Below are 20,868 nucleotides of genomic sequence, written 5' to 3'. Positions count from 1 at the left end.
GCCCCTGTGGCCTCCCGGGACGCGGTTGGCCGTGCCGCAGCCGGACTCCGGGGGCGACGGCCCCGGGACAGCCGTGCCGCTGTCGGCGCCGGGACGGCCCTGCTGCGGTCGGCGCCGGGACGGCCCAGCGGACCCTGGCCCGGGACGGCCCCGGCGGCGCCTGCCCCGGCCCGATGCTTCGCCGCCCCCCGCGGAGCGCCCCGGTAGCCTTGCCGCCCGTGACCTCAACCCTCATCTGGATCCTCGTCGCCCTGGTCGCGTTCGGCCTCTACCTCAGCTGGACCGCGGGCCGGCTGGACCGGCTGCACACCCGGATGGACGCGGCCCGTGCCGCGCTCGACGCGCAGCTGCTGCGCCGGGCCTCCGTGGCGCAGGAACTGGCGACGGCCGGCGTGCTCGACCCGGCCGCCTCCATCGTGCTGTACGAGGCGGCGCATGCCGCCCGGCAGGCGGAGGAGGAGCAGCGTGAGGTCGCCGAGAGCGAGCTCAGCCAGGCGTTGCGCGCCGTGTTCGCGGAGCCGCAGCAGATGGAGGCCGTGCGCGAGGCCCCCGGGGGAGAGGCCGCGACCCACGAGCTGACCGAGGCCGTACGGAGGGTCCCGATGGCCCGGCGCTTCCACAACGACGCGGTGGGCGCGGCCCGTCGGCTGCGCGAGCACCGCAAGGTGCGCTGGTTCCGGCTGGCCGGACACGCGCCCTTCCCCATGGCCTTCGAGATGGACGACGAACCCCCGGCCGGCCTGGCGGACCGCGCCGCCTGAGCCTCGGCCGGACGGCCCGCGGACCGGTCCGCGGGCCGGTCCGCGGGCCAAAACGATCCACCGCCTCCCCATTGGCCCTTGCTGTGGCCTGGTCCGATCCCGTTTCCTCCCTGCTGTAGAAACCCTCTTCTCCGAGCGAGGTCAACCCGTGTCCAGCACGATTCCCCCCACCGCCCAGGCCCCCGAGACCGGCACCGCCCGCGTGAAGCGCGGCATGGCCGAGCAGCTCAAGGGCGGTGTGATCATGGACGTCGTCAACGCCGAGCAGGCCAAGATCGCCGAGGACGCCGGCGCCGTCGCCGTCATGGCGCTGGAGCGGGTGCCCGCCGACATCCGCAAGGACGGCGGCGTGGCCCGGATGTCGGACCCGAACATGATCGAGGAGATCATCGAGGCCGTCTCCATCCCGGTCATGGCCAAGTCCCGGATCGGCCACTTCGTCGAGGCCCAGGTCCTCCAGTCGCTCGGTGTCGACTACATCGACGAGTCCGAGGTCCTCACCCCGGCCGACGAGGTCAACCACTCCGACAAGTGGGCGTTCACCACCCCCTTCGTCTGTGGCGCCACCAACCTGGGCGAGGCCCTGCGCCGGATCGCCGAGGGTGCCGCGATGATCCGCTCGAAGGGCGAGGCCGGCACCGGCAACGTCGTCGAGGCGGTCCGCCACCTGCGCCAGATCAAGAACGAGATCGCCCGGCTGCGCGGCTTCGACAACAACGAGCTGTACGCCGCCGCCAAGGACCTGCGCGCCCCGTACGAGCTCGTCAAGGAGGTCGCCGAGCTCGGCAAGCTCCCGGTCGTGCTGTTCTCCGCCGGTGGTGTCGCCACCCCTGCCGACGCCGCGCTCATGCGCCAGCTCGGCGCCGAGGGCGTCTTCGTCGGCTCCGGCATCTTCAAGTCGGGCGACCCGGCCAAGCGTGCCGCCGCCATCGTGAAGGCCACCACCTTCTACGACGACCCGAAGATCATCGCGGACGCGTCCCGCAACCTGGGCGAGGCCATGGTCGGCATCAACTGCGACACCCTCCCCGAGACCGAGCGCTACGCCAACCGCGGCTGGTAACCCACATGAACGACGCACCTGTGATCGGCGTCCTGGCCCTTCAGGGCGACGTACGGGAGCACCTCATCGCCCTGGCCGCGGCCGACGCCGTGGCCAGGCCGGTGCGGCGCCCCGAGGAACTGGCCGAGCTGGACGGCCTGGTCCTGCCCGGCGGCGAGTCCACCACCATCTCCAAGCTGGCCGTCCTCTTCGGCGTGATGGAACCGCTCCGCGCGCGCGTGGCGGCCGGAATGCCCGTCTACGGCACCTGCGCCGGCATGATCATGCTCGCCGACAAGATCCTCGACCCGCGCTCGGGCCAGGAGACGATCGGCGGCATCGACATGATCGTGCGCCGCAACGCCTTCGGACGGCAGAACGAGTCCTTCGAGGCGGCGGTCGACGTCAAGGGCATCGAGGGCGATCCTGTAGAGGGCGTCTTCATCCGCGCCCCGTGGGTGGAGTCCGTCGGGGCCGGGGCCGAGGTGCTCGCCGAGCACGCGGGCCACGTCGTCGCCGTACGGCAGGGCAACGTCCTGGCCACGTCGTTCCACCCGGAGCTGACCGGGGACCACCGTGTTCACTCGCTGTTCGTCGACATGGTGCGCGCGAACCGCACAGCGGAGTCCTTGTAGGATCTCCGGGGTACTTCCGGGCGGCGACACCCGGGGGCGTTCGTACAGGATGGGTTACGCGAAGGAGACAGGCAGATGTCCGGCCACTCTAAATGGGCTACGACGAAGCACAAGAAGGCCGTGATCGACGCCAAGCGCGGCAAGCTCTTCGCGAAGCTGATCAAGAACATCGAGGTCGCGGCCCGGATGGGCGGCGTCGACATCGAGGGCAACCCGACGCTCTACGACGCCATCCAGAAGGCGAAGAAGCAGTCGGTCCCCAACAAGAACATCGACTCCGCGGTCAAGCGCGGCGGCGGCCTCGAGGCCGGCGGCGCCGACTACGAGACGATCATGTACGAGGGCTACGGTCCCAACGGTGTCGCCGTGCTCATCGAGTGCCTGACCGACAACCGCAACCGTGCCGCCTCGGACGTCCGGGTCGCGATGACCCGCAACGGCGGCAACATGGCCGACCCGGGTTCGGTGTCGTACCTCTTCAACCGCAAGGGCGTCGTGATCGTCCCCAAGGGCGAGCTGACCGAGGACGACGTCCTGGGCGCCGTCCTGGACGCCGGCGCGGAGGAGGTCAACGACCTCGGTGAGTCCTACGAGGTGCTCAGCGAGGCGACCGACATGGTGGCGGTCCGCACCGCTCTCCAGGACGCCGGGATCGACTACGACTCGGCCGAGGCCAACTTCGTCCCGACCATGCAGGTCGAGCTGGACGAGGACGGCGCCAGGAAGATCTTCAAGCTGATCGACGCGCTCGAGGACAGCGACGACGTGCAGAACGTCTTCGCCAACTTCGACGTCAGTGACGACGTCATGGAGAAGGTCGACGCCTGAGCGCACCGGACGACCGAACGGCCCGCCGAAGTGGACTTCGGCGGGCCGTTCGCTGTGCGGCTTCGGATCAGCCGTCGATGCTCTTCACGCTGCCGGCGTGCTTGATGTGGCCCTTGCCGTCGGCGTCGACGGTGGCCGCGCGCATGACGTCGATCTGGCCGTCCCTCCACCAGATGTTGATGGTGGCCTTCTTGCCGCAGATGTTGTGGAAGTAGACGGTCGTCGTCGCGACGCCGTCGGCCCACGACCAGTTGAAGCAGCCGCTGCGGCCGGTGTGCTTGGAGTCGCTGGCGGCCTGCGCGGGCGTGGCCACGGCCATGCCGGCCAGCAGGACGGACGCGGTCACGGCGGCAGCCTTCGCTATGGAGCGCATGAATTCCCCGATTTCTCGATGTGATGGTGATGATGCGAACTCCAGTTCGCATCGATGCGTGCGGTGGTCAGCTGTACGCGTCGCTCCGGAAGCTATAAGTGATCAAGAGGATGCGGCAATGGTGATCGGCTGCCGCCAACCCGTTTTCTCGTGATGTGACGGATATGACGGATCATTCGAGCATGATTCTTTGCCTTTCCTTTGGAGATCCGGTGGGTTCGGGGCGGGCGCCCGGGGCTGCGGTCCCGACCCCGGCGGCGGTGCGTTGTCGGTGCCGCCGGATAGCCTGTCGCAGCAGGACGGGCAAGGTGGGCGGCAGAAGGAGCGCGGTGCGCGTACTCGGTGTGGATCCAGGACTGACCCGATGCGGTGTGGGAGTCGTCGAGGGCGTCGCGGGACGCCCGTTGACGATGCGCGGCGTCGGTGTCGTCCGGACGCCCGCGGACGCGGAGCTGAGCCTCCGTCTGCTCGCCGTCGAACAGGGCATAGAGGAGTGGCTGGACGAGTACCGGCCCGAATTCGTCGCCGTGGAGCGGGTGTTCAGCCAGCACAACGTGCGCACGGTGATGGGCACGGCCCAGGCCAGCGCCGTCGCCATGCTCTGCGCGGCCCGCCGCGGCATCCCCGTCGCCCTGCACACCCCCAGCGAGGTCAAGGCCGCCGTCACCGGCAGCGGCCGCGCCGACAAGGCACAGGTCGGCGCCATGGTGACCCGTCTGCTGCGGCTCGACGCACCGCCCAAGCCCGCCGACGCGGCCGACGCCCTCGCCCTCGCCATCTGCCACATCTGGCGCGCCCCCGCGCAGAACCGACTCCAGCAGGCCGTCGCCCTGCACACCTCGAAAGGCCGTACGGCATGATCGCCTTCGTCAGCGGCACGGTCGCCGCACTCGCTCCCGACACCGCGGTGATCGAGGTGGGCGGGGTCGGCATGGCCGTCCTGTGCACCCCGAACACGCTGTCGACCCTGCGGATCGGGGAGCCCGCCAAGCTCGCCACCTCCCTGGTCGTCCGCGAGGACTCGCTGACGCTGTACGGCTTCGCGGACGACGACGAGCGCCAGGTCTTCGTGCTGCTCCAGACGGCCAGCGGGGTCGGCCCCCGGCTGGCCCAGGCGATGCTCGCCGTGCACACCCCCGACGCCCTGCGCCGAGCCGTGGCCACGGGTGACGAGAAGGCGCTCGTGGCGGTCCCCGGCATCGGCAAGCGGGGCGCCCAGAAGCTTCTGCTGGAGCTGAAGGACCGGCTCGGCGCGCCGACCGGCGCCCCCGCCGTGGGCACCGCGGTCACCAGCGGCTGGCGCGAGCAGCTGCACGCGGCCCTGATCGGCCTCGGCTATGCGACCCGGGAGGCGGAGGAGGCCGTGTCCGCCGTGGCCCCGCAGGCCGAGGCCGCGGGCGCCGCACCCCAGGTGGGCCAGCTCCTGAAGGCGGCCCTCCAGACCCTGAACCGCGCCCGCTGACCCGTCGGCGACCGGGCCCCACCGCGCCACCGCGCCCCCACGAGACCCCGAGGCACACTCCATGAACTGGGACGACACGACCGACGCCGCCGCCACCGAGCGGCTGGTGGGCGCTGTCGCCGACCGCGAGGACCAGGCCGTCGAAGCCGCGCTGCGCCCCAAGGACCTGGGCGAGTTCATCGGCCAGGAGAAGGTCCGCGAGCAGCTCGACCTGGTGCTGCGCGCCGCCCGCGCGCGCGGCGCCACCGCCGACCATGTGCTGCTCTCCGGCGCCCCCGGCCTCGGCAAGACCACCCTCTCGATGATCATCGCCGCGGAGATGGGCGCCCCGATCCGCATCACTAGCGGCCCCGCCATCCAGCACGCCGGCGACCTGGCGGCGATCCTCTCCTCGCTCCAGGAGGGCGAGGTCCTCTTCCTCGACGAGATCCACCGCATGTCGCGGCCCGCCGAGGAGATGCTGTACATGGCGATGGAGGACTTCCGTGTCGACGTCATCGTCGGCAAGGGCCCCGGCGCCACCGCCATCCCCCTCGAACTGCCGCCGTTCACTCTGGTCGGCGCCACCACCCGGGCCGGTCTGCTGCCACCCCCGCTGCGCGACCGGTTCGGTTTCACCGCACACATGGAGTTCTACGAGCCCGCCGAGCTCCAGCGCGTCATCCACCGCTCGGCGAGCCTGCTCGACGTGGAGATCGACCCCGCCGGCGCGGCCGAGATCGCCGGCCGCTCCCGTGGCACCCCCCGCATCGCCAACCGTCTGCTGCGCCGCGTGCGCGACTACGCGCAGGTCAAGGCCGACGGTTTCATCACACCCGAGATCGCCTCGGCGGCCCTGGCGGTCTACGAGGTCGACTCGCGCGGCCTGGACCGCCTCGACCGGGCGGTCCTCCAGGCCCTGCTGAAGCTGTTCGGCGGCGGTCCGGTCGGTCTGTCGACGCTGGCGGTCGCGGTGGGCGAGGAGCGTGAGACCGTGGAGGAGGTCGCCGAACCCTTCCTCGTGCGGGAGGGGCTGCTCGCGCGTACCCCGCGTGGACGGGTGGCCACTCCGGCGGCCTGGACGCACCTCGGACTGACCCCGCCCCGCACCTCAGCCGGGGGAAACGGACAAGGGGACCTGTTCGGGGCGTGACGGCGCGCGCATTCGCCGGGGCAGGAACCCTGGTGCGATGCTGAGCGTTGTTCCATGCGCGCGGACTCGCTTAGACTCCGCCGATGCCGCCTCTCTCGGCGGTATACATACCCCCAACCATCAGGCCGCTCACCTTCGCGGTCGTGTGAAGGAAGTTCCGACCCGTGAGTCTCGTGACCCTCCTCCCGTTCATCGTGCTCATCGGGGCCATGTTCCTGATGACCCGGTCGGCCAAGAAGAAGCAGCAGCAGGCTGCGCAGATGCGCAACGAGATGCAGCCCGGCAGCGGCATCCGCACCATCGGGGGCATGTACGCGACGGTCAAGGAGGTCAACGAGGACACCGTTCTCGTCGACGCCGGTCCGGGTGTGGAACTGCTTTTCGCGAAGAACGCCATCGGTGCGGTCCTGACCGACGACGAGTACAACCGCATCGTCCACGGCGTCCAGCACGACCTGAAGTCCGACACCGAGGTCGTCCCGGACGACGCCTCCTCCCTCACCGAGGCCGACGCGCCCGCCGACGACGCTGCCGCTCTCCCCGGCGACAAGTCCGTCGACCTCGGCAAGAAGGACGAGCCCGCCGAGACCGAGACCGCCGAGTCCGAGTCCGAGGCCGACAAGGCTGTCGACGCGAAGACGGACGAAGAGCCGAAGAAGACCGACGGCGACACCGACGCGAAGTAGGCGTGAGCGGGGAGACGCGGAACCGGTCCGCGTGCCCCGGGCACGCGGATCTCGCAAGCGGTCCCGACACCATGTCATGGTCGTAGCCGCGCTGACCCGGCGCGGAGCGGCCCGAGAGGGAGTACGAGAAGGTGGCAGCACCTAAAAAGGGCCGGAACGCGAGCGCCCAGAGCAAGCCGGGGCGCTCGCTGGCCCTGATCCTGATCGCCATCGCGGCGCTCACCGGGGGGATGTTCGCCTCCGGGCACACCACTCCGCGTCTCGGCATCGACCTGGCCGGCGGTACGAGCATCACGCTCGAGGCGGTCCCCGAGGCGGGCCAGGAGTCCGCGATCAACAAGACCAACATGGACACCGCGGTCGACATCATGAACCGCCGTGTCAATGGTCTTGGTGTCTCGGAGACCGAGGTCCAGACGCAGGGCACGCGGAACATCATCGTCAACATCCCCAAGGGCACGAACTCGGAGGAGGCCCGCAAGCAGGTCGGCACCACGGCGAAGCTGTACTTCCGGCCCGTCCTCGCGACCGAGGTGTCCGGCGGCGCTGCGACGGCCACCCCGACGCCGAACGCCTCCAGCAGCGCTTCGGGCAAGGCGACCGACAAGGCGACCTCGTCCGCGTCCCCCTCCGGCTCCGCGAGCCCGTCGGCGACGGCCACCTCCCAGGGCCGCGCGGTCAGCGACGCCCTGAAGGACGACGCCACGCCGTCGGCGAGCAGCTCGGCCTCCAGTGACGCGAAGGCCTCCGCCTCCCCGTCCGCCAGCGCCTCCGCCGACGCCGCGACCAGCAAGCTGGAAGCGGAGTACGCGGCCCTGGACTGCACGAAGCCGACGGCCCGTGCCAACGCCGGCAAGGGTGCCAAGCCCACGGACGCCACCGTCGCCTGCGGCAAGAACTCGCAGAACCAGTGGCAGAAGTACATTCTCGGCCCTGCCCAGGTCGACGGCACGGATGTGAAAAAGGCCCAGGCCATCTACAACACCCAGACCGCCGCGGGCTGGACCGTGACCATGGACTTCACGTCCAAGGGCGCCAAGAAGTTCGCCGACGTCACCGGCCAGCTGGCCCAGCAGCAGTCCCCGCAGAACCAGTTCGCCATCGTCCTGGACGGCGAGGTCATCTCCGACCCGTACGTCAAGCAGGCGCTGACCGGCGGCAACGCGGAGATCTCCGGCAGCTTCTCGCAGGAGGAGGCCCAGGGCCTCGCCAACGTGCTGTCGTACGGCGCGCTGCCGCTGACGTTCAAGGAGGCGAGCGTCACCACGGTGACCGCCGCCCTCGGTGGCGACCAGCTGCACGCCGGTCTGGTCGCGGGTGCCATCGGCCTCGCGCTCGTCGTGATCTACCTGGTGCTCTACTACCGGGGTCTGTCGCTCATCGCGATCGCCTCGCTGATGGTCTCCGCGATCCTCACGTACGTGATCATGGCGCTGCTCGGCCCGACCATCCACTTCGCGCTGAACCTGCCGGCGGTCTGCGGTGCGATCGTCGCGATCGGTATCACCGCGGACTCGTTCATCGTGTTCTTCGAACGCATAAGGGACGAGATCCGCGAGGGCCGCAGCCTGCGTCCCGCCGTCGAGCGGGCCTGGCCGCGAGCCCGGCGCACCATCCTGGTCTCCGACTTCGTGTCGTTCCTCGCCGCCGCGGTGCTCTTCATCGTCACCGTCGGCAAGGTCCAGGGCTTCGCGTTCACGCTGGGTCTGACCACCCTGCTGGACGTGGTCGTGGTCTTCCTGTTCACCAAGCCGCTGATGACGATCTTGGCCCGCAGGAAGTTCTTCGCCGAGGGTCACAGCTGGTCCGGCCTCGACCCGAAGCGACTGGGTGCCAAGCCGCCGCTGCGCCGCACCCGCCGTCCCTCCGCCCCCGCCGAGACGAAGGAGGCGTGAGAATGTCGAAACTCGGCAACCTCGGCGCCCGACTGCACCGTGGCGAGATCGGTTACGACTTCGTCGGCAACCGCAAGATCTGGTACGGCATCTCGATCCTGATCACCATCACGGCCATCCTCGGTCTGACGGTGCGCGGCCTGAACATGGGCATCGAGTTCGAGGGCGGTGCCGTCTTCACCACGCCGAAGACCAGTGTCTCGGTGTCGTCGGCGGAGAACTACGCGGAATCGGCGTCCGGCCACCAGGCGGTCGTGCAGAAGCTCGGCACGGGCGGCCTGCGCATCCAGATCTCCGGTGTGGACACCGACAAGTCCGACGCGATCAAGAAGTCGCTGTCCAAGGACCTGAACGTCGATCCGGAGCAGATCAACGCGGACCTGGTCGGCCCCAGCTGGGGTGACCAGATCGCCAACAAGGCCTGGCAGGGCCTGGCGATCTTCATGATCCTGGTGGTGATCTACCTCGCCATCGCGTTCGAGTGGCGTATGGCCATCGCCGCGCTGGTCGCGCTGATCCACGACATCACCATCACGGTCGGCATCTACGCCCTGGTCGGCTTCGAGGTGACGCCCGGTACGGTCATCGGTCTGCTGACGATCCTCGGTTACTCGCTCTACGACACGGTTGTCGTCTTCGACAGCCTCAAGGAGCAGACCAAGGACCTCACCAAGCAGACCCGCTGGACCTACAGCGACGTCGCCAACCAGTCGATCAACAGCACCCTGGTGCGTTCCATCAACACCACGGTGGTCGCGCTGCTGCCGGTCGCGGGCCTGCTGTTCATCGGCGGTGGTGTGCTCGGCGCGGGCACGCTCAACGACATCTCGCTGTCGCTGTTCGTCGGCCTCGCGGCCGGCGCGTACTCCTCGATCTTCATCGCCACGCCGCTCGTCGCCGACCTCAAGGAGCGCGAGCCGCAGATGAAGGCCCTCAGGAAGCGGGTCATGGCCAAGCGCGCCCAGGCCGCCGCCGAGGAGGAGTACGCCGAGGCGCGGTCCGCGCACGCCCACGACGGCGACGAGCCGCAGGACGCGTCCGCCGCGGTCGTCGGTCCGCGCAGCCGTGGCCGTGGCCGTCCGTCGGGGAAGCGCCGATGACCGAGCTCACCGACATCACGACCCTGCTGCTCAGCAGGATCCGTGACGTGGAGGACTACCCGGAGCAGGGCGTGATGTTCAAGGACATCACCCCGCTCCTGGCGGACCCGGTGGCCTTCACCGCGCTCACCGAGGCCCTCGCGGAGATCGCCCGGCGCACCGGCGCCACGAAGATCGTCGGTCTGGAGGCCCGGGGGTTCATCCTCGGCGCACCCGTCGCCGTCCGCGCGGGCATCGGCTTCATCCCCGTACGCAAGGCGGGCAAGCTCCCCGGAGCGACCCTCAGCCAGCGCTACGACCTGGAGTACGGCTCCGCCGAGATCGAGGTGCACGCCGAGGACCTGAGCGCGCAGGACCGCGTGCTCATCGTCGACGACGTGCTCGCCACCGGCGGCACCGCCGAGGCCGCGATCCAGCTCGTCCACCGGGCCGGAGCCGAGGTCGCGGGCGCCGCCGTCCTGATGGAGCTCGGCTTCCTCGCGGGCCGTCCCCGCCTGGAGGCGGCCCTGGACGGAGCCCCGCTGGAGGCTCTGATCACCGTCTGACCGCCGTCCGGCCGACGGCGAACGGCATCGAGGCGGGCCCGGAGGAATCCGGCGCCCGCCTCTTGCGTTTCTCGGGTACAAAGCCCTCACATCGGCCTGAAGGCGATCCCGGAGCCGAGGATCGCTACGATGGGTGTTCCGGAGCCTGACCGGGGGACCCGGATCGCGCACGAGGAGTCCTCTTGGCAGACGAGGCCCAGCACCTGACCGCCGCCAAGCCCGAGCCCGCCCCGGGCACCACGGCGACGCCCCCGCCGCACGCGAAGAACGACGCCCGGCGGGCGGTGGAGCACGACCGTTCCGCGCCCGCCGAGAGGCCGGCCGAGCAGGCGCGTCCCAAACCGGCCGCGCCCGAGCGAGCCGGGACCGGGTCCGCCGTGCGTCCGACGTCCGGGCAGTCCTCCCGCTCCGGCTCCTCCAACCGCGTCCGGGCCCGCCTCGCCCGCCTCGGCGTCCAGCGCGCCAACCCCTACAACCCGGTGCTGGAGCCGTTGCTGCGGATAGTGCGCAGCAACGACCCCAAGATCGAGACCGCGACGCTGCGCCAGATCGAGAAGGCCTACCAGGTCGCCGAGCGCTGGCACCGCGGCCAGAAGCGCAAGAGCGGCGACCCGTACATCACCCATCCGCTGGCCGTCACCACCATCCTGGCCGAGCTGGGCATGGATCCGGCCACGCTGATGGCAGGTCTGCTGCACGACACGGTCGAGGACACCGAGTACGGCCTCGACCAGCTGCGCCGCGACTTCGGCGACACCGTCGCCCTGCTCGTCGACGGCGTGACCAAGCTGGACAAGGTCAAGTTCGGCGAGGCCGCGCAGGCGGAGACCGTGCGCAAGATGGTCGTCGCCATGGCGAAGGACCCCCGCGTCCTCGTCATCAAGCTCGCCGACCGCCTGCACAACATGCGCACCATGCGGTACCTCAAGCGCGAGAAGCAGGAGAAGAAGGCGCGCGAGACCCTGGAGATCTACGCGCCGCTCGCCCATCGCCTGGGCATGAACACCATCAAGTGGGAGCTGGAGGACCTCGCCTTCGCGATTCTCTACCCCAAGATGTACGACGAAATCGTACGGCTGGTGGCCGAAAGGGCACCGAAGCGTGACGAGTATCTGGCCATAGTGACCGACGAGGTCCAGTCCGATCTGCGCGCCGCCCGCATCAAGGCGACCGTCACCGGCCGCCCCAAGCACTACTACAGCGTCTACCAGAAGATGATCGTCCGCGGCCGTGACTTCGCGGAGATCTACGACCTGGTGGGCATCCGCGTCCTCGTGGACACCGTCCGCGACTGCTACGCGGCGCTCGGCACGGTGCACGCGCGATGGAACCCGGTCCCCGGCCGGTTCAAGGACTACATCGCGATGCCCAAGTTCAACATGTACCAGTCGCTGCACACGACGGTCATCGGCCCCAACGGCAAGCCCGTCGAACTCCAGATCCGTACGTTCGACATGCACCGCCGCGCCGAGTACGGCATCGCCGCGCACTGGAAGTACAAGCAGGAGGCCGTCGCCGGAGCCTCCAAGGTGCGCTCGGACGCGCCGAAGAGCACCGGCAAGGACGACCACCTCAACGACATGGCGTGGCTGCGCCAGCTCCTCGACTGGCAGAAGGAGACCGAGGACCCCGGCGAGTTCCTGGAGTCCCTGCGCTTCGACCTGTCGCGCAACGAGGTCTTCGTCTTCACGCCGAAGGGCGACGTGATAGCGCTGCCGGCCGGCGCCACACCCGTGGACTTCTCGTACGCGGTGCACACCGAGGTGGGCCACCGCACCATAGGAGCCCGCGTCAACGGACGCCTCGTACCGCTGGAATCGACCCTGGACAACGGCGACCTGGTGGAGGTCTTCACGTCCAAGGCGGCCGGCGCCGGGCCGTCCCGGGACTGGCTGAACTTCGTCAAGTCGCCGCGCGCCCGCAACAAGATCCGCGCCTGGTTCTCCAAGGAGCGCCGCGACGAGGCGATCGAGCAGGGCAAGGACGCCATCGCCCGCGCGATGCGCAAGCAGAACCTGCCCATCCAGCGGATCCTGACCGGCGACTCGCTCGTCACGCTCGCCCACGAGATGCGCTACCCCGACATCTCGTCGCTGTACGCGGCGATCGGCGAGGGGCATGTCGCCGCGCAGAACGTCGTACAGAAGCTCGTCCAGGCCCTAGGCGGGGAGGAGGCCGCCACCGAGGAGATCGACGAGAGCGTCCCGCCCGCGCGCGGCCGCAGCCGCAAGCGCCGCTCCAACGCCGACCCGGGTGTGGTGGTCAAGGGCGTCGACGACGTGTGGGTCAAGCTGGCCCGCTGCTGCACACCGGTGCCCGGCGACCCGATCATCGGCTTCGTCACCCGGGGCAGCGGCGTCTCGGTGCACCGCAGCGACTGCGTCAACGTGGAGTCGCTGTCCCGCGAACCCGAGCGCATCCTCGACGTCGAGTGGGCGCCCACCCAGTCCTCGGTCTTCCTGGTCGCCATCCAGGTCGAGGCGCTGGACCGCTCGCGGCTGCTGTCGGACGTCACCCGGGTGCTGTCCGACCAGCACGTCAACATCCTCTCCGCGGCCGTGCAGACCTCCCGCGACCGCGTCGCCACCTCTCGCTTCACCTTCGAGATGGGCGACCCCAAGCACCTGGGGCACGTCCTGAAGGCGGTCAGGGGCGTGGAGGGCGTCTACGACGTCTACCGGGTGACCTCGGCCCGCCGGCCGTAGAGACGCACCGCAGACGCACCGGAGGCCCCCGTACGCAAGGTACGGGGGCCTCCGGTCACTACGAGGCGGTCCGGGTCAGCCGCCGAACTCGTGCAGACCCTTCAGTGCCTGGTCCAGGAGCGCCTGACGGCCCTCCAGCTCGCGCCCGAGCTTCTCCGCCTTGGCGGTGTTGCCCTGGGCGCGCGCCTGCTCGATCTGGCCGCGCAGCTTGTCGACGGCAGCCTGGAGCTGACCGGTCAGCCCCTCGGCCCGCGCACGGGCCTCCGGGTTGGTCCGGCGCCACTCGTTCTCCTCGGCCTCCTGGATGGCCCGCTCGACGGCGTGCATCCGGCCCTCGACCTTCGGCCGCGCGTCCCGCGGGACGTGACCGATGGCCTCCCAGCGCTCGTTGACCGAGCGGAAGGCCGCCCGTGCCGCCTTCAGGTCGCCGACCGGCAGGAGCTTCTCGGCCTCCTCGGCCAGCTCCTCCTTCAGCTTCAGGTTCTCCGTCTGCTCGGCGTCCCGCTCGGCGAACACCGAGCTGCGGGCGGCGAAGAAGACGTCCTGGGCACCACGGAAGCGGTTCCACAGATCGTCCTCGTGCTCGCGCTGGGCCCGGCCCGCGGCCTTCCACTCCGCCATCAGCTCGCGGTAGCGGGCCGCCGTCGGACCCCAGTCGGCCGAGCCGGACAGTGCCTCGGCCTCGGCGACCAGCCGCTCCTTGACCCGGCGGGCGTCCTCGCGCTGCGCGTCGAGCTGCGCGAAGTGTGCCTTGCGCCGCTTGGAGAACGCCGACCGCGCGTGCGAGAAGCGGTGCCACAGCTCGTCGTCCGACTTGCGGTCGAGCCGCGGCAGCCCCTTCCAGGTGTCCACCAGGGACCGCAGCCGCTCACCGGCGGCCCGCCACTGATCGGACTGCGCCAGCTCCTCCGCCTCGGTGACCAGGGCCTCCTTGGCGTGCCGTGCCTCGTCGGACTGCTTGGCGCGCTGCTGCTTGCGCTCCTCGCGCCGCGACTCGACCGTCGCCACCAGCTTGTCCAGGCGGCCCCGCAGCGCCTCCAGATCACCCACCGCGTGATGGGCCTCGACCTGCTCGCGCAGATGGTCGATGGCCGTCTGCGCGTCCTTGGCGGACAGATCGGTGGTCTGGACTCGCTTCTCGAGGAGGCCGATCTCCACAACCAGGCCCTCGTACTTGCGCTCGAAGTAGGCCAGCGCCTCGTCAGGAGAGCCTGCCTGCCAGGAGCCGACGACCTGCTCGCCGTCGGCCGTACGCACGTACACGGTCCCCGTCTCGTCGACGCGGCCCCACGGGTCGCTGCTCACAGCGCCTCCTCCACATGATGCCTGCGGGGGCCTTGGCGCCCGGGCATCGTCCACAGTTTCGTCACGGCCAACATAGGCGACCAGCGGGTTGCCTGTCCGCATCCAGCGCGGCCGAAATTTCGGAGCTGGCCGTGCTGGTCATCAGGATTTCGCGACGGTCGCCTTGTCGATGACGACGGTCGCGTTCGGGGCCCCGTCCCCGGCCCCCGTGTTCTCGCCCGCGGCGGCGATCTTCTTCAGTACCTTCAGCCCCGATTCGGACACCGTACCGAACGGTGTGTAGTTGGGGGGAAGCTGGCTGTCCTGGTAGACGAGGAAGAACTGGCTGCCGCCGGTGTGACGTCCCTGGCCCGAACTGGCGTCGTACTGGTTCGCCATCGCGACCGTGCCCGCCGGGTAGACGTTGTTCTTCAGGCTCGCGTCCTTCAGGTTCTCGTCCGGGATCGTGTAGCCGGGACCGCCGGTACCGGTGCCCTGCGGGTCACCGCACTGAAGCACGTAGATGCCGTTGGTGGTGAGCCGGTGGCACTTGGTGTGGTCGAAGTAGCCCTTGCCCGCGAGGAAGTCGAACGAGTTCACCGTGTGCGGGGCCGCCGACGCCTTCAGCGCGATGTCGATGTCGCCGCACGTCGTGGCCAGCTTCATCGTGTACTTCGCCGACTTGTCGATCGTGACCGCCGGCTCCTTCTTCCAGGTCTCCGTCTTGACCGCGCCCGCGGCGGCCTTCTCGCACGGGTCCTTCGGCGTGCTCGCGCTCGGGGACGCGGTGGCGCTCGCGTTGACCTTGTCGTCGTCGCCCTTGAGGACCCCGGTCGTGTACAGCGCGAGGCTGCCGACCAGGATCACGCCGAGGACCGACGCGATCACCGAGTTGCGAACGCGCGACTTGCGCCGGGCGGATGTACGTCGCTGCTGCTGCCGCAAGAACTTCTCCCGGGCGAGCTGCCGCCGCCGCTGTTCCTGGGTGACCACGGGGTTTTCTCCTCATGCGTCTCGAGCGCCCACGGGGACGCGCGCGTCTGGTGTGCCGATCGCCTGCGTGTGCCCCGTACCGTATATGGGTTCGCTGAGGATTCGGCAGCGCCGGTAGGCTTCTGAGCACTGCCGTAGTCGCCCGTATCGACACAACGAAGGACGATCGTGCTCATTGCCGGGTTCCCAGCCGGGGCTTGGGGGACGAACTGTTATCTCGTCGCCCCCGCCGCCGGCGAGGAGTGCGTGATCATCGACCCGGGCCACCAGGCCGCCGCAGGAGTCGAGGAGACGCTCAGGAAGCATCGGCTCAAGCCCGTGGCCGTCGTCCTCACCCACGGCCACATCGACCATGTGGCCTCGGTCGTCCCGGTGTGCGGCGCGCACGACGTACCGGCCTGGATCCACCCCGAGGACCGGTACATGATGAGCGACCCCGAGAAGTCGCTCGGGCGTTCCATCGGGATGCCGCTGATGGGCGAGCTGACCGTCGGCGAGCCGGACGACGTCAAGGAGCTGACCGACGGCGCGAAGCTGGAGCTGGCGGGGCTGGAGCTGTCCGTCGCGCACGCGCCCGGCCATACCAAGGGGTCGGTGACCTTCCGGATGCCCGAGACCGCCGACATCCCGTCGGTCTTCTTCTCCGGGGATCTGCTGTTCGCCGGCTCCATCGGACGCACCGACCTGCCCGGCGGCGACATGGCCGAGATGCTCGACTCGCTGGCCCGTGTGTGCCTGCCGCTCGACGACTCGACCGTGGTGCTGTCCGGCCACGGCCCCCAGACGACCATCGGCCAGGAACGCGCCGCCAACCCGTATCTGCGGCAGCTGGCGGCCGGCCTCGGGAGCGTGGACGCTCCCCGACGAGGAATGTGACGAGAGACTTTTCCGTGAGTACCTTCCAGGCCCCCAAGGGCACCTACGACCTGATCCCGCCGGACTCCGCCGTCTACCTGGCGGTCCGCGAGGCGATCGCCGCGCCCCTGCGCAGCTCCGGCTACGGCTACGTCGAGACACCCGGCTTCGAGAACGTGGAGCTGTTCGCACGCGGTGTCGGCGAGTCCACCGACATCGTGACCAAGGAGATGTACGCCTTCGAGACCAAGGGCGGCGACCGGCTCGCCCTGCGCCCCGAGGGCACCGCCTCCGTGCTCCGTGCCGCCCTGGAGGCCAACCTCCACAAGACGGGCAACCTGCCGGTCAAGCTCTGGTACTCCGGCTCGTACTACCGCTACGAGCGCCCGCAGAAGGGCCGTTACCGGCACTTCTCCCAGGTCGGTGCCGAGGCGATCGGCGCCGAGGACCCGGCGCTGGACGCCGAGCTGATCATCCTGGCCGACCAGGCCTACCGCTCGCTGGGCCTGCGCGACTTCCGGATCCTGCTCAACAGCCTGGGCGACAAGGAGTGCCGCCCGGTGTACCGGGAGGCGCTCCAGAGCTTCCTGCGGGGTCTGGACCTGGACGAGGACACCCTGCGTCGCGCGGACATCAACCCGCTGCGCGTCCTGGACGACAAGCGCCCCGACGTCCAGAAGCAGCTGACCGAGGCGCCGCTGCTGCGCGACTACCTCTGCGACGCCTGCAAGGCGTACCACGAGGAGGTCCGCGAACTGGTCACGGCGGCGGGTGTGGTCTTCGAGGACGACCCGAAGCTGGTGCGCGGTCTCGACTACTACACGCGCACGACCTTCGAGTTCGTCCACGACGGCCTGGGCGCGCAGTCCGCGGTCGGCGGCGGCGGCCGCTACGACGGCCTGTCCGAGATGATCGGCGGCCCCGCGCTGCCGTCGGTCGGCTGGGCGCTGGGCGTCGACCGCACGGTCCTGGCGCTGGAGGCCGAGGGCATCGAGCTCGAACTTCCCGCGGCCACCAGCGTGTTCGCCGTCCCGCTCGGCGAGGAGGCGCGCCGCGTCCTGTTCGCCAAGGTCACCGAACTGCGCAAGAACGGCGTCGCCGCCGACTTCGCCTACGGCGGCAAGGGCCTGAAGGCCGCGATGAAGGCAGCCAACCGCTCGGGCGCCCGCTACGCCCTGGTCCTCGGCGAACGCGACCTCGCCGAGGGCGTCGTCCAGCTCAAGGACATGGAGTCCGGCGAGCAGACGGCGGTCGGCGTGAACGAGATCGTGGCGGAACTGGAGTCACGGCTGGGCTAGGACGTCCCGTCGGCCGTACGGGATTTCCCGTCGGCCGTCCGGGATTCCCGTCAGTCGTGCGGGATTTCCCGTCAGTCGTACGGGTGGAAGGGCGCCGGTGCCGAAGGGGCACCGGCGCCCTTCTCGTCCCCTGCGGCGACTGGCCGGAACCGGACGCCGGGACCTGCCGCAGGCGCTTCCTTATCCGCACCGAACGGTGCGCAGCGGCCCCCGTACGGCACAATGGCCCCAGCCCGCAAGCAGGTCCACCTCTCAAGTGACGGAATCGGCGTGATGAGCAAGACGACAGTCAAGGACGTCTCCACCGACCCCGAGCCCGGACGCGCCGCCACCGCGCCGCGCACGGTGGGCGGTAGCCGTGCGTTTGCGATCCTGCTGCTGATCACCGGCGCCGCGGGACTGCTCGCCGCGTGGGTCATCACGATCGACAAGTTCAAGCTGCTCGAGGCCAAGGTCGCCGGCACCACGTTCACGCCCGGCTGCAGCCTCAACCCGGTGGTCTCCTGCGGCAGCGTGATGGAGAGCAAGCAGGCCGCCGCCTTCGGGTTCCCCAACCCGATGCTCGGCCTGGTCTGCTACGGCATCGTGATCTGCGTCGGCATGAGCCTGCTGGCCCGCGCCCGCTTCCCGCGCTGGTACTGGCTCACCTTCAACTTCGGCACCCTCTTCGGGGTGGCCTTCTGCACCTGGCTGCAGTTCCAGTCCCTGTACCGGATCAACGCGCTGTGCCTGTGGTGCTCCCTGGCCTGGGTCGCCACCATCACCATGTTCTGGTACGTCACGTCGTTCAACGTCCGCAACGACTTCCTGCCCGCCCCCCGCTGGCTGAAGGGCTTCTTCGGCGAGTTCACCTGGGTCATGCCGGTCCTGCACGTCGGCATCATCGGCATGCTGGTCCTGACCCGCTGGTGGGAGTTCTGGACCAGCTGACCGGTCCGCCGGGATTGTCGGTGCGGTGATTTAGGGTTTCCAGGGTGGAGCCCGATCTGTTCACCGCAGCTGCCGAAGACCGCCAGGAGAAGGACCCCGCAGGGAGCCCCCTGGCGGTCCGTATGCGTCCGCGCACCCTCGACGAGGTGGTGGGCCAGCGGCATCTGCTGAAGTCGGGCTCGCCCCTGCGGCGGCTGGTCGGCGAGGGCACGGGCGGTCCCGCGGGACCCTCCTCGGTGATCCTCTGGGGCCCGCCCGGCACCGGCAAGACCACCCTGGCGTACGTGGTCTCGAAGGCCACCGACAAGCGCTTCGTGGAACTGTCCGCGATCACCGCCGGCGTCAAGGAGGTCCGCGCGGTCATCGACGGCGCCCGCCGGGCCAGCGGCGGCTACGGCAAGGAGACCGTCCTCTTCCTCGACGAGATCCACCGTTTCAGCAAGGCCCAGCAGGACTCCCTGCTCCCGGCGGTCGAGAACCGCTGGGTGACCCTGATCGCCGCGACCACGGAGAACCCGTACTTCTCCGTGATCTCGCCGCTGCTGTCCCGTTCCCTGCTGCTCACCCTCGAACCCCTCACCGACGACGACCTGCGCGGCCTGCTGCGCCGCGCCCTGGACGACGACCGCGGACTCAAGGGCACCGTCACCCTCCCCGAGGACGCCGAGGACCACCTGCTGCGCATCGCGGGGGGCGACGCCCGCCGCGCCCTCACCGCCCTCGAGGCGGCCGCGGGCGCCGCGCTCGACAAGGGCGAGCCGCTGATCTCGCTGACCACCCTCGAGGAGACCGTCGACCGCGCCGCGGTGAAGTACGACCGCGACGGCGACCAGCACTACGACGTCGCCAGCGCCCTGATCAAGTCCATCCGCGGCTCCGACGTCGACGCGGCCCTGCACTACCTGGCCCGGATGATCGAGGCCGGCGAGGACCCCCGGTTCATCGCCCGCCGCCTGATGATCTCCGCCAGCGAGGACATCGGCCTGGCCGACCCGAACGCCCTGCCCATAGCTGTCGCGGCCGCCCAGGCGGTCGCCATGATCGGCTTCCCCGAGGCCGCCCTCACCCTCAGCCACGCCACCATCGCCCTGGCCCTGGCCCCCAAGTCCAACGCCGCGACCACGGCGATCGGCGCCGCGCTGGACGACGTACGCAAGGGACTGGCCGGACCGGTGCCGCCGCATCTGCGCGACGGGCACTACAAGGGCGCGGCCAAGCTGGGCCACGCGCAGGGCTATGTGTATCCGCATGACGTGCCCGAGGGCATCGCGGCCCAGCAGTACGCGCCGGACGCCCTCAAGGACCGCGAGTACTACACCCCCACCCGGCACGGCAGCGAGGCACGCTACGCGGACGCGGTCGAATGGACCAGGAAGCACCTCGGTCGCAGGGCGCCCTGAGCACCCTGTAGAATCCACCGGAGTGCTGAGTCCCGTGTCCGGCCCGTCGTAAGAAGGCGTCGGCATCACCAGAACGGGACATCCAGCCGGAACCCTGTCGCAGGGCGGGGATTCCAGGAGCGTCGCGCACCTTCGAAGGTGTCGCGGGCAGCCCACCACCACCCGGAATCCCGGGAGAGGTCGGTGGGCCACTCGCGTGCTGCACGTATGTGCCCAGACCAGGGAGCGGCTGCCCGCCCCGTCCGCAGGGACGAGACGGGTTTCCCCGGCTGCGGATGCGACCTCCCTTAACTCTGGTGAGCCGAAACCCAGGAAAGAGATACAGACAGTGGCGAATCAGTCCCGCCCCAAGGTCAAGAAGTCGCGTGCCCTCGGCATCGCGCTGACCCCGAAGGCCGTCAAGTACTTCGAGGCCCGCCCCTACCCGCCGGGCGAGCACGGCCGCGGCCGCAAGCAGAACTCGGACTACAAGGTCCGTCTGCTCGAGAAGCAGCGTCTGCGCGCGCAGTACGACGTGTCCGAGCGTCAGCTCGTCCGCGCCTACGAGCGTGCCTCCAAGGTCCAGGGCAAGACCGGTGAGGCCCTGATCATCGAGCTGGAGCGTCGTCTCGACGCGCTGGTCCTGCGTTCGGGCATCGCCCGCACGATCTACCAGGCCCGCCAGATGGTCGTGCACGGCCACATCGAGGTCAACGGCGGCAAGGTCGACAAGCCGTCGTTCCGCGTCCGTCCCGACGACGTCGTGATGGTCCGCGAGCGCAGCCGCAGCAAGCCGCTGTTCGAGGTCTCCCGCGCCGGTGGGTTCGCCCCCGACGGCGAGACCCCGCGCTACCTCCAGGTGAACCTCGCAGCCCTGGCCTTCCGCCTGGACCGTGAGCCGAACCGCAAGGAGATCCCGGTGATCTGCGACGAGCAGCTCGTCGTCGAGTACTACGCCCGCTGAT

General features: G+C 69.9%; 20 protein-coding genes. 17 read left to right on the top strand and 3 right to left on the bottom strand.

Annotation, left to right across the window (positions count from 1 at the left end; all coding sequences use genetic code 11):
* Positions 1–218: 218 nt before the first annotated feature.
* The 4 genes from ACZ7OY_RS21945 (at position 219) to ACZ7OY_RS21930 (ending at position 3,266) form a co-directional block, all read left to right on the top strand.
* Positions 219–761 carry a LemA family protein gene (locus ACZ7OY_RS21945; protein WP_471912900.1) on the top strand — a complete coding sequence of 181 codons (543 nt, stop codon included), beginning with the start codon at positions 219–221 and terminating at the stop codon, positions 759–761.
* A gap of 148 nt (positions 762–909) precedes the next feature.
* The gene (gene pdxS / locus ACZ7OY_RS21940) at positions 910–1,824 is read left to right on the top strand and encodes a pyridoxal 5'-phosphate synthase lyase subunit PdxS (RefSeq protein ID WP_351619657.1); all 915 of its coding nucleotides are present in this window, start codon (positions 910–912) and stop codon (positions 1,822–1,824) included.
* A 5-nt stretch (positions 1,825–1,829) separates the two neighbouring features.
* On the top strand, positions 1,830–2,438 hold the full coding sequence (gene pdxT / locus ACZ7OY_RS21935) for a pyridoxal 5'-phosphate synthase glutaminase subunit PdxT (RefSeq protein WP_385530104.1): 609 nt from the start codon (positions 1,830–1,832) through the stop codon (positions 2,436–2,438).
* A 75-nt stretch (positions 2,439–2,513) separates the two neighbouring features.
* Positions 2,514–3,266, top strand: coding sequence for a YebC/PmpR family DNA-binding transcriptional regulator (locus tag ACZ7OY_RS21930; protein WP_152888274.1), 753 nt, complete (start codon positions 2,514–2,516; stop codon positions 3,264–3,266).
* A 67-nt stretch (positions 3,267–3,333) separates the two neighbouring features.
* Here the strand turns inward: ACZ7OY_RS21930 and ACZ7OY_RS21925 are convergent, their stop codons facing one another.
* On the bottom strand, positions 3,334–3,639 hold the full coding sequence (locus ACZ7OY_RS21925) for a hypothetical protein (RefSeq protein WP_471912899.1): 306 nt from the start codon (positions 3,637–3,639) through the stop codon (positions 3,334–3,336).
* Between the two features lie 329 nt (positions 3,640–3,968).
* On the opposite strand from ACZ7OY_RS21925, the gene ruvC reads away from it, so the two are divergent.
* The 8 genes from ruvC (at position 3,969) to ACZ7OY_RS21885 (ending at position 13,164) form a co-directional block, all read left to right on the top strand.
* Positions 3,969–4,499, top strand: a complete 531-nt coding sequence (ruvC, locus tag ACZ7OY_RS21920; protein WP_162468629.1) for a crossover junction endodeoxyribonuclease RuvC — start codon at positions 3,969–3,971, stop codon at positions 4,497–4,499.
* Positions 4,496–5,101 carry a Holliday junction branch migration protein RuvA gene (ruvA, locus tag ACZ7OY_RS21915; RefSeq protein WP_471912898.1) on the top strand — a complete coding sequence of 202 codons (606 nt, stop codon included), beginning with the start codon at positions 4,496–4,498 and terminating at the stop codon, positions 5,099–5,101. Before ruvC ends, ruvA begins: the two co-directional genes overlap by 4 nt.
* 61 nt (positions 5,102–5,162) lie before the next feature.
* A complete protein-coding gene (ruvB, locus tag ACZ7OY_RS21910; RefSeq protein ID WP_471912897.1) occupies positions 5,163–6,233 on the top strand; it encodes a Holliday junction branch migration DNA helicase RuvB in 1,071 nt (356 codons plus the stop codon).
* A 164-nt stretch (positions 6,234–6,397) separates the two neighbouring features.
* A complete protein-coding gene (gene yajC, locus ACZ7OY_RS21905; protein ID WP_471912896.1) occupies positions 6,398–6,919 on the top strand; it encodes a preprotein translocase subunit YajC in 522 nt (173 codons plus the stop codon).
* A 131-nt stretch (positions 6,920–7,050) separates the two neighbouring features.
* Positions 7,051–8,814: a protein translocase subunit SecD gene (secD, locus tag ACZ7OY_RS21900; protein ID WP_471912895.1), complete on the top strand. Its 1,764-nt coding sequence runs from the start codon at positions 7,051–7,053 to the stop codon at positions 8,812–8,814.
* Between the two features lie 2 nt (positions 8,815–8,816).
* On the top strand, positions 8,817–9,914 hold the full coding sequence (gene secF, locus ACZ7OY_RS21895; protein ID WP_471912894.1) for a protein translocase subunit SecF: 1,098 nt from the start codon (positions 8,817–8,819) through the stop codon (positions 9,912–9,914).
* Positions 9,911–10,459 (top strand): adenine phosphoribosyltransferase, encoded by a 549-nt coding sequence (locus tag ACZ7OY_RS21890; protein WP_471912893.1) that lies wholly within the window; start codon positions 9,911–9,913, stop codon positions 10,457–10,459. Before secF ends, ACZ7OY_RS21890 begins: the two co-directional genes overlap by 4 nt.
* A 182-nt stretch (positions 10,460–10,641) precedes the next feature.
* Complete coding sequence (locus tag ACZ7OY_RS21885) at positions 10,642–13,164, top strand: RelA/SpoT family protein (RefSeq protein ID WP_471912892.1); 2,523 nt, start codon at positions 10,642–10,644, stop codon at positions 13,162–13,164.
* Between the two features lie 75 nt (positions 13,165–13,239).
* On the opposite strand, the gene ACZ7OY_RS21880 is transcribed toward ACZ7OY_RS21885, so the two are convergent.
* Together ACZ7OY_RS21880 and ACZ7OY_RS21875 are read right to left on the bottom strand one after the other, a co-directional pair.
* A complete protein-coding gene (locus tag ACZ7OY_RS21880; RefSeq protein WP_471912891.1) occupies positions 13,240–14,469 on the bottom strand; it encodes a DUF349 domain-containing protein in 1,230 nt (409 codons plus the stop codon).
* Positions 14,470–14,610: 141 nt separating this feature from the next.
* Positions 14,611–15,441, bottom strand: a complete 831-nt coding sequence (locus tag ACZ7OY_RS21875) for a peptidylprolyl isomerase (RefSeq protein WP_471912890.1) — start codon at positions 15,439–15,441, stop codon at positions 14,611–14,613.
* 168 nt (positions 15,442–15,609) lie between these two features.
* Between ACZ7OY_RS21875 and ACZ7OY_RS21870 the strand changes: the two genes are divergently transcribed.
* From ACZ7OY_RS21870 to rpsD, 5 genes are all read left to right on the top strand, one after another.
* A complete protein-coding gene (locus ACZ7OY_RS21870; protein ID WP_384729405.1) occupies positions 15,610–16,317 on the top strand; it encodes an MBL fold metallo-hydrolase in 708 nt (235 codons plus the stop codon).
* A 14-nt stretch (positions 16,318–16,331) separates the two neighbouring features.
* Entirely contained in the window at positions 16,332–17,594 is a 1,263-nt protein-coding gene (gene hisS / locus ACZ7OY_RS21865) for a histidine--tRNA ligase (protein WP_471912889.1), read from the top strand.
* Positions 17,595–17,867: 273 nt separating this feature from the next.
* Positions 17,868–18,524, top strand: a complete 657-nt coding sequence (locus ACZ7OY_RS21860; RefSeq protein ID WP_384724298.1) for a vitamin K epoxide reductase family protein — start codon at positions 17,868–17,870, stop codon at positions 18,522–18,524.
* 44 nt (positions 18,525–18,568) lie between these two features.
* Complete coding sequence (locus ACZ7OY_RS21855; RefSeq protein WP_471912888.1) at positions 18,569–19,924, top strand: replication-associated recombination protein A; 1,356 nt, start codon at positions 18,569–18,571, stop codon at positions 19,922–19,924.
* A 328-nt stretch (positions 19,925–20,252) separates the two neighbouring features.
* Positions 20,253–20,867 carry a 30S ribosomal protein S4 gene (gene rpsD / locus ACZ7OY_RS21850; RefSeq protein ID WP_471912887.1) on the top strand — a complete coding sequence of 205 codons (615 nt, stop codon included), beginning with the start codon at positions 20,253–20,255 and terminating at the stop codon, positions 20,865–20,867.
* The last annotated feature ends 1 nt before the right edge of the window (position 20,868 follow it).

It is taken from the genome of Streptomyces sp. NPDC107559, from assembly GCF_055657365.1.
This window is presented reverse-complemented; position numbering and strand designations above follow the sequence as displayed.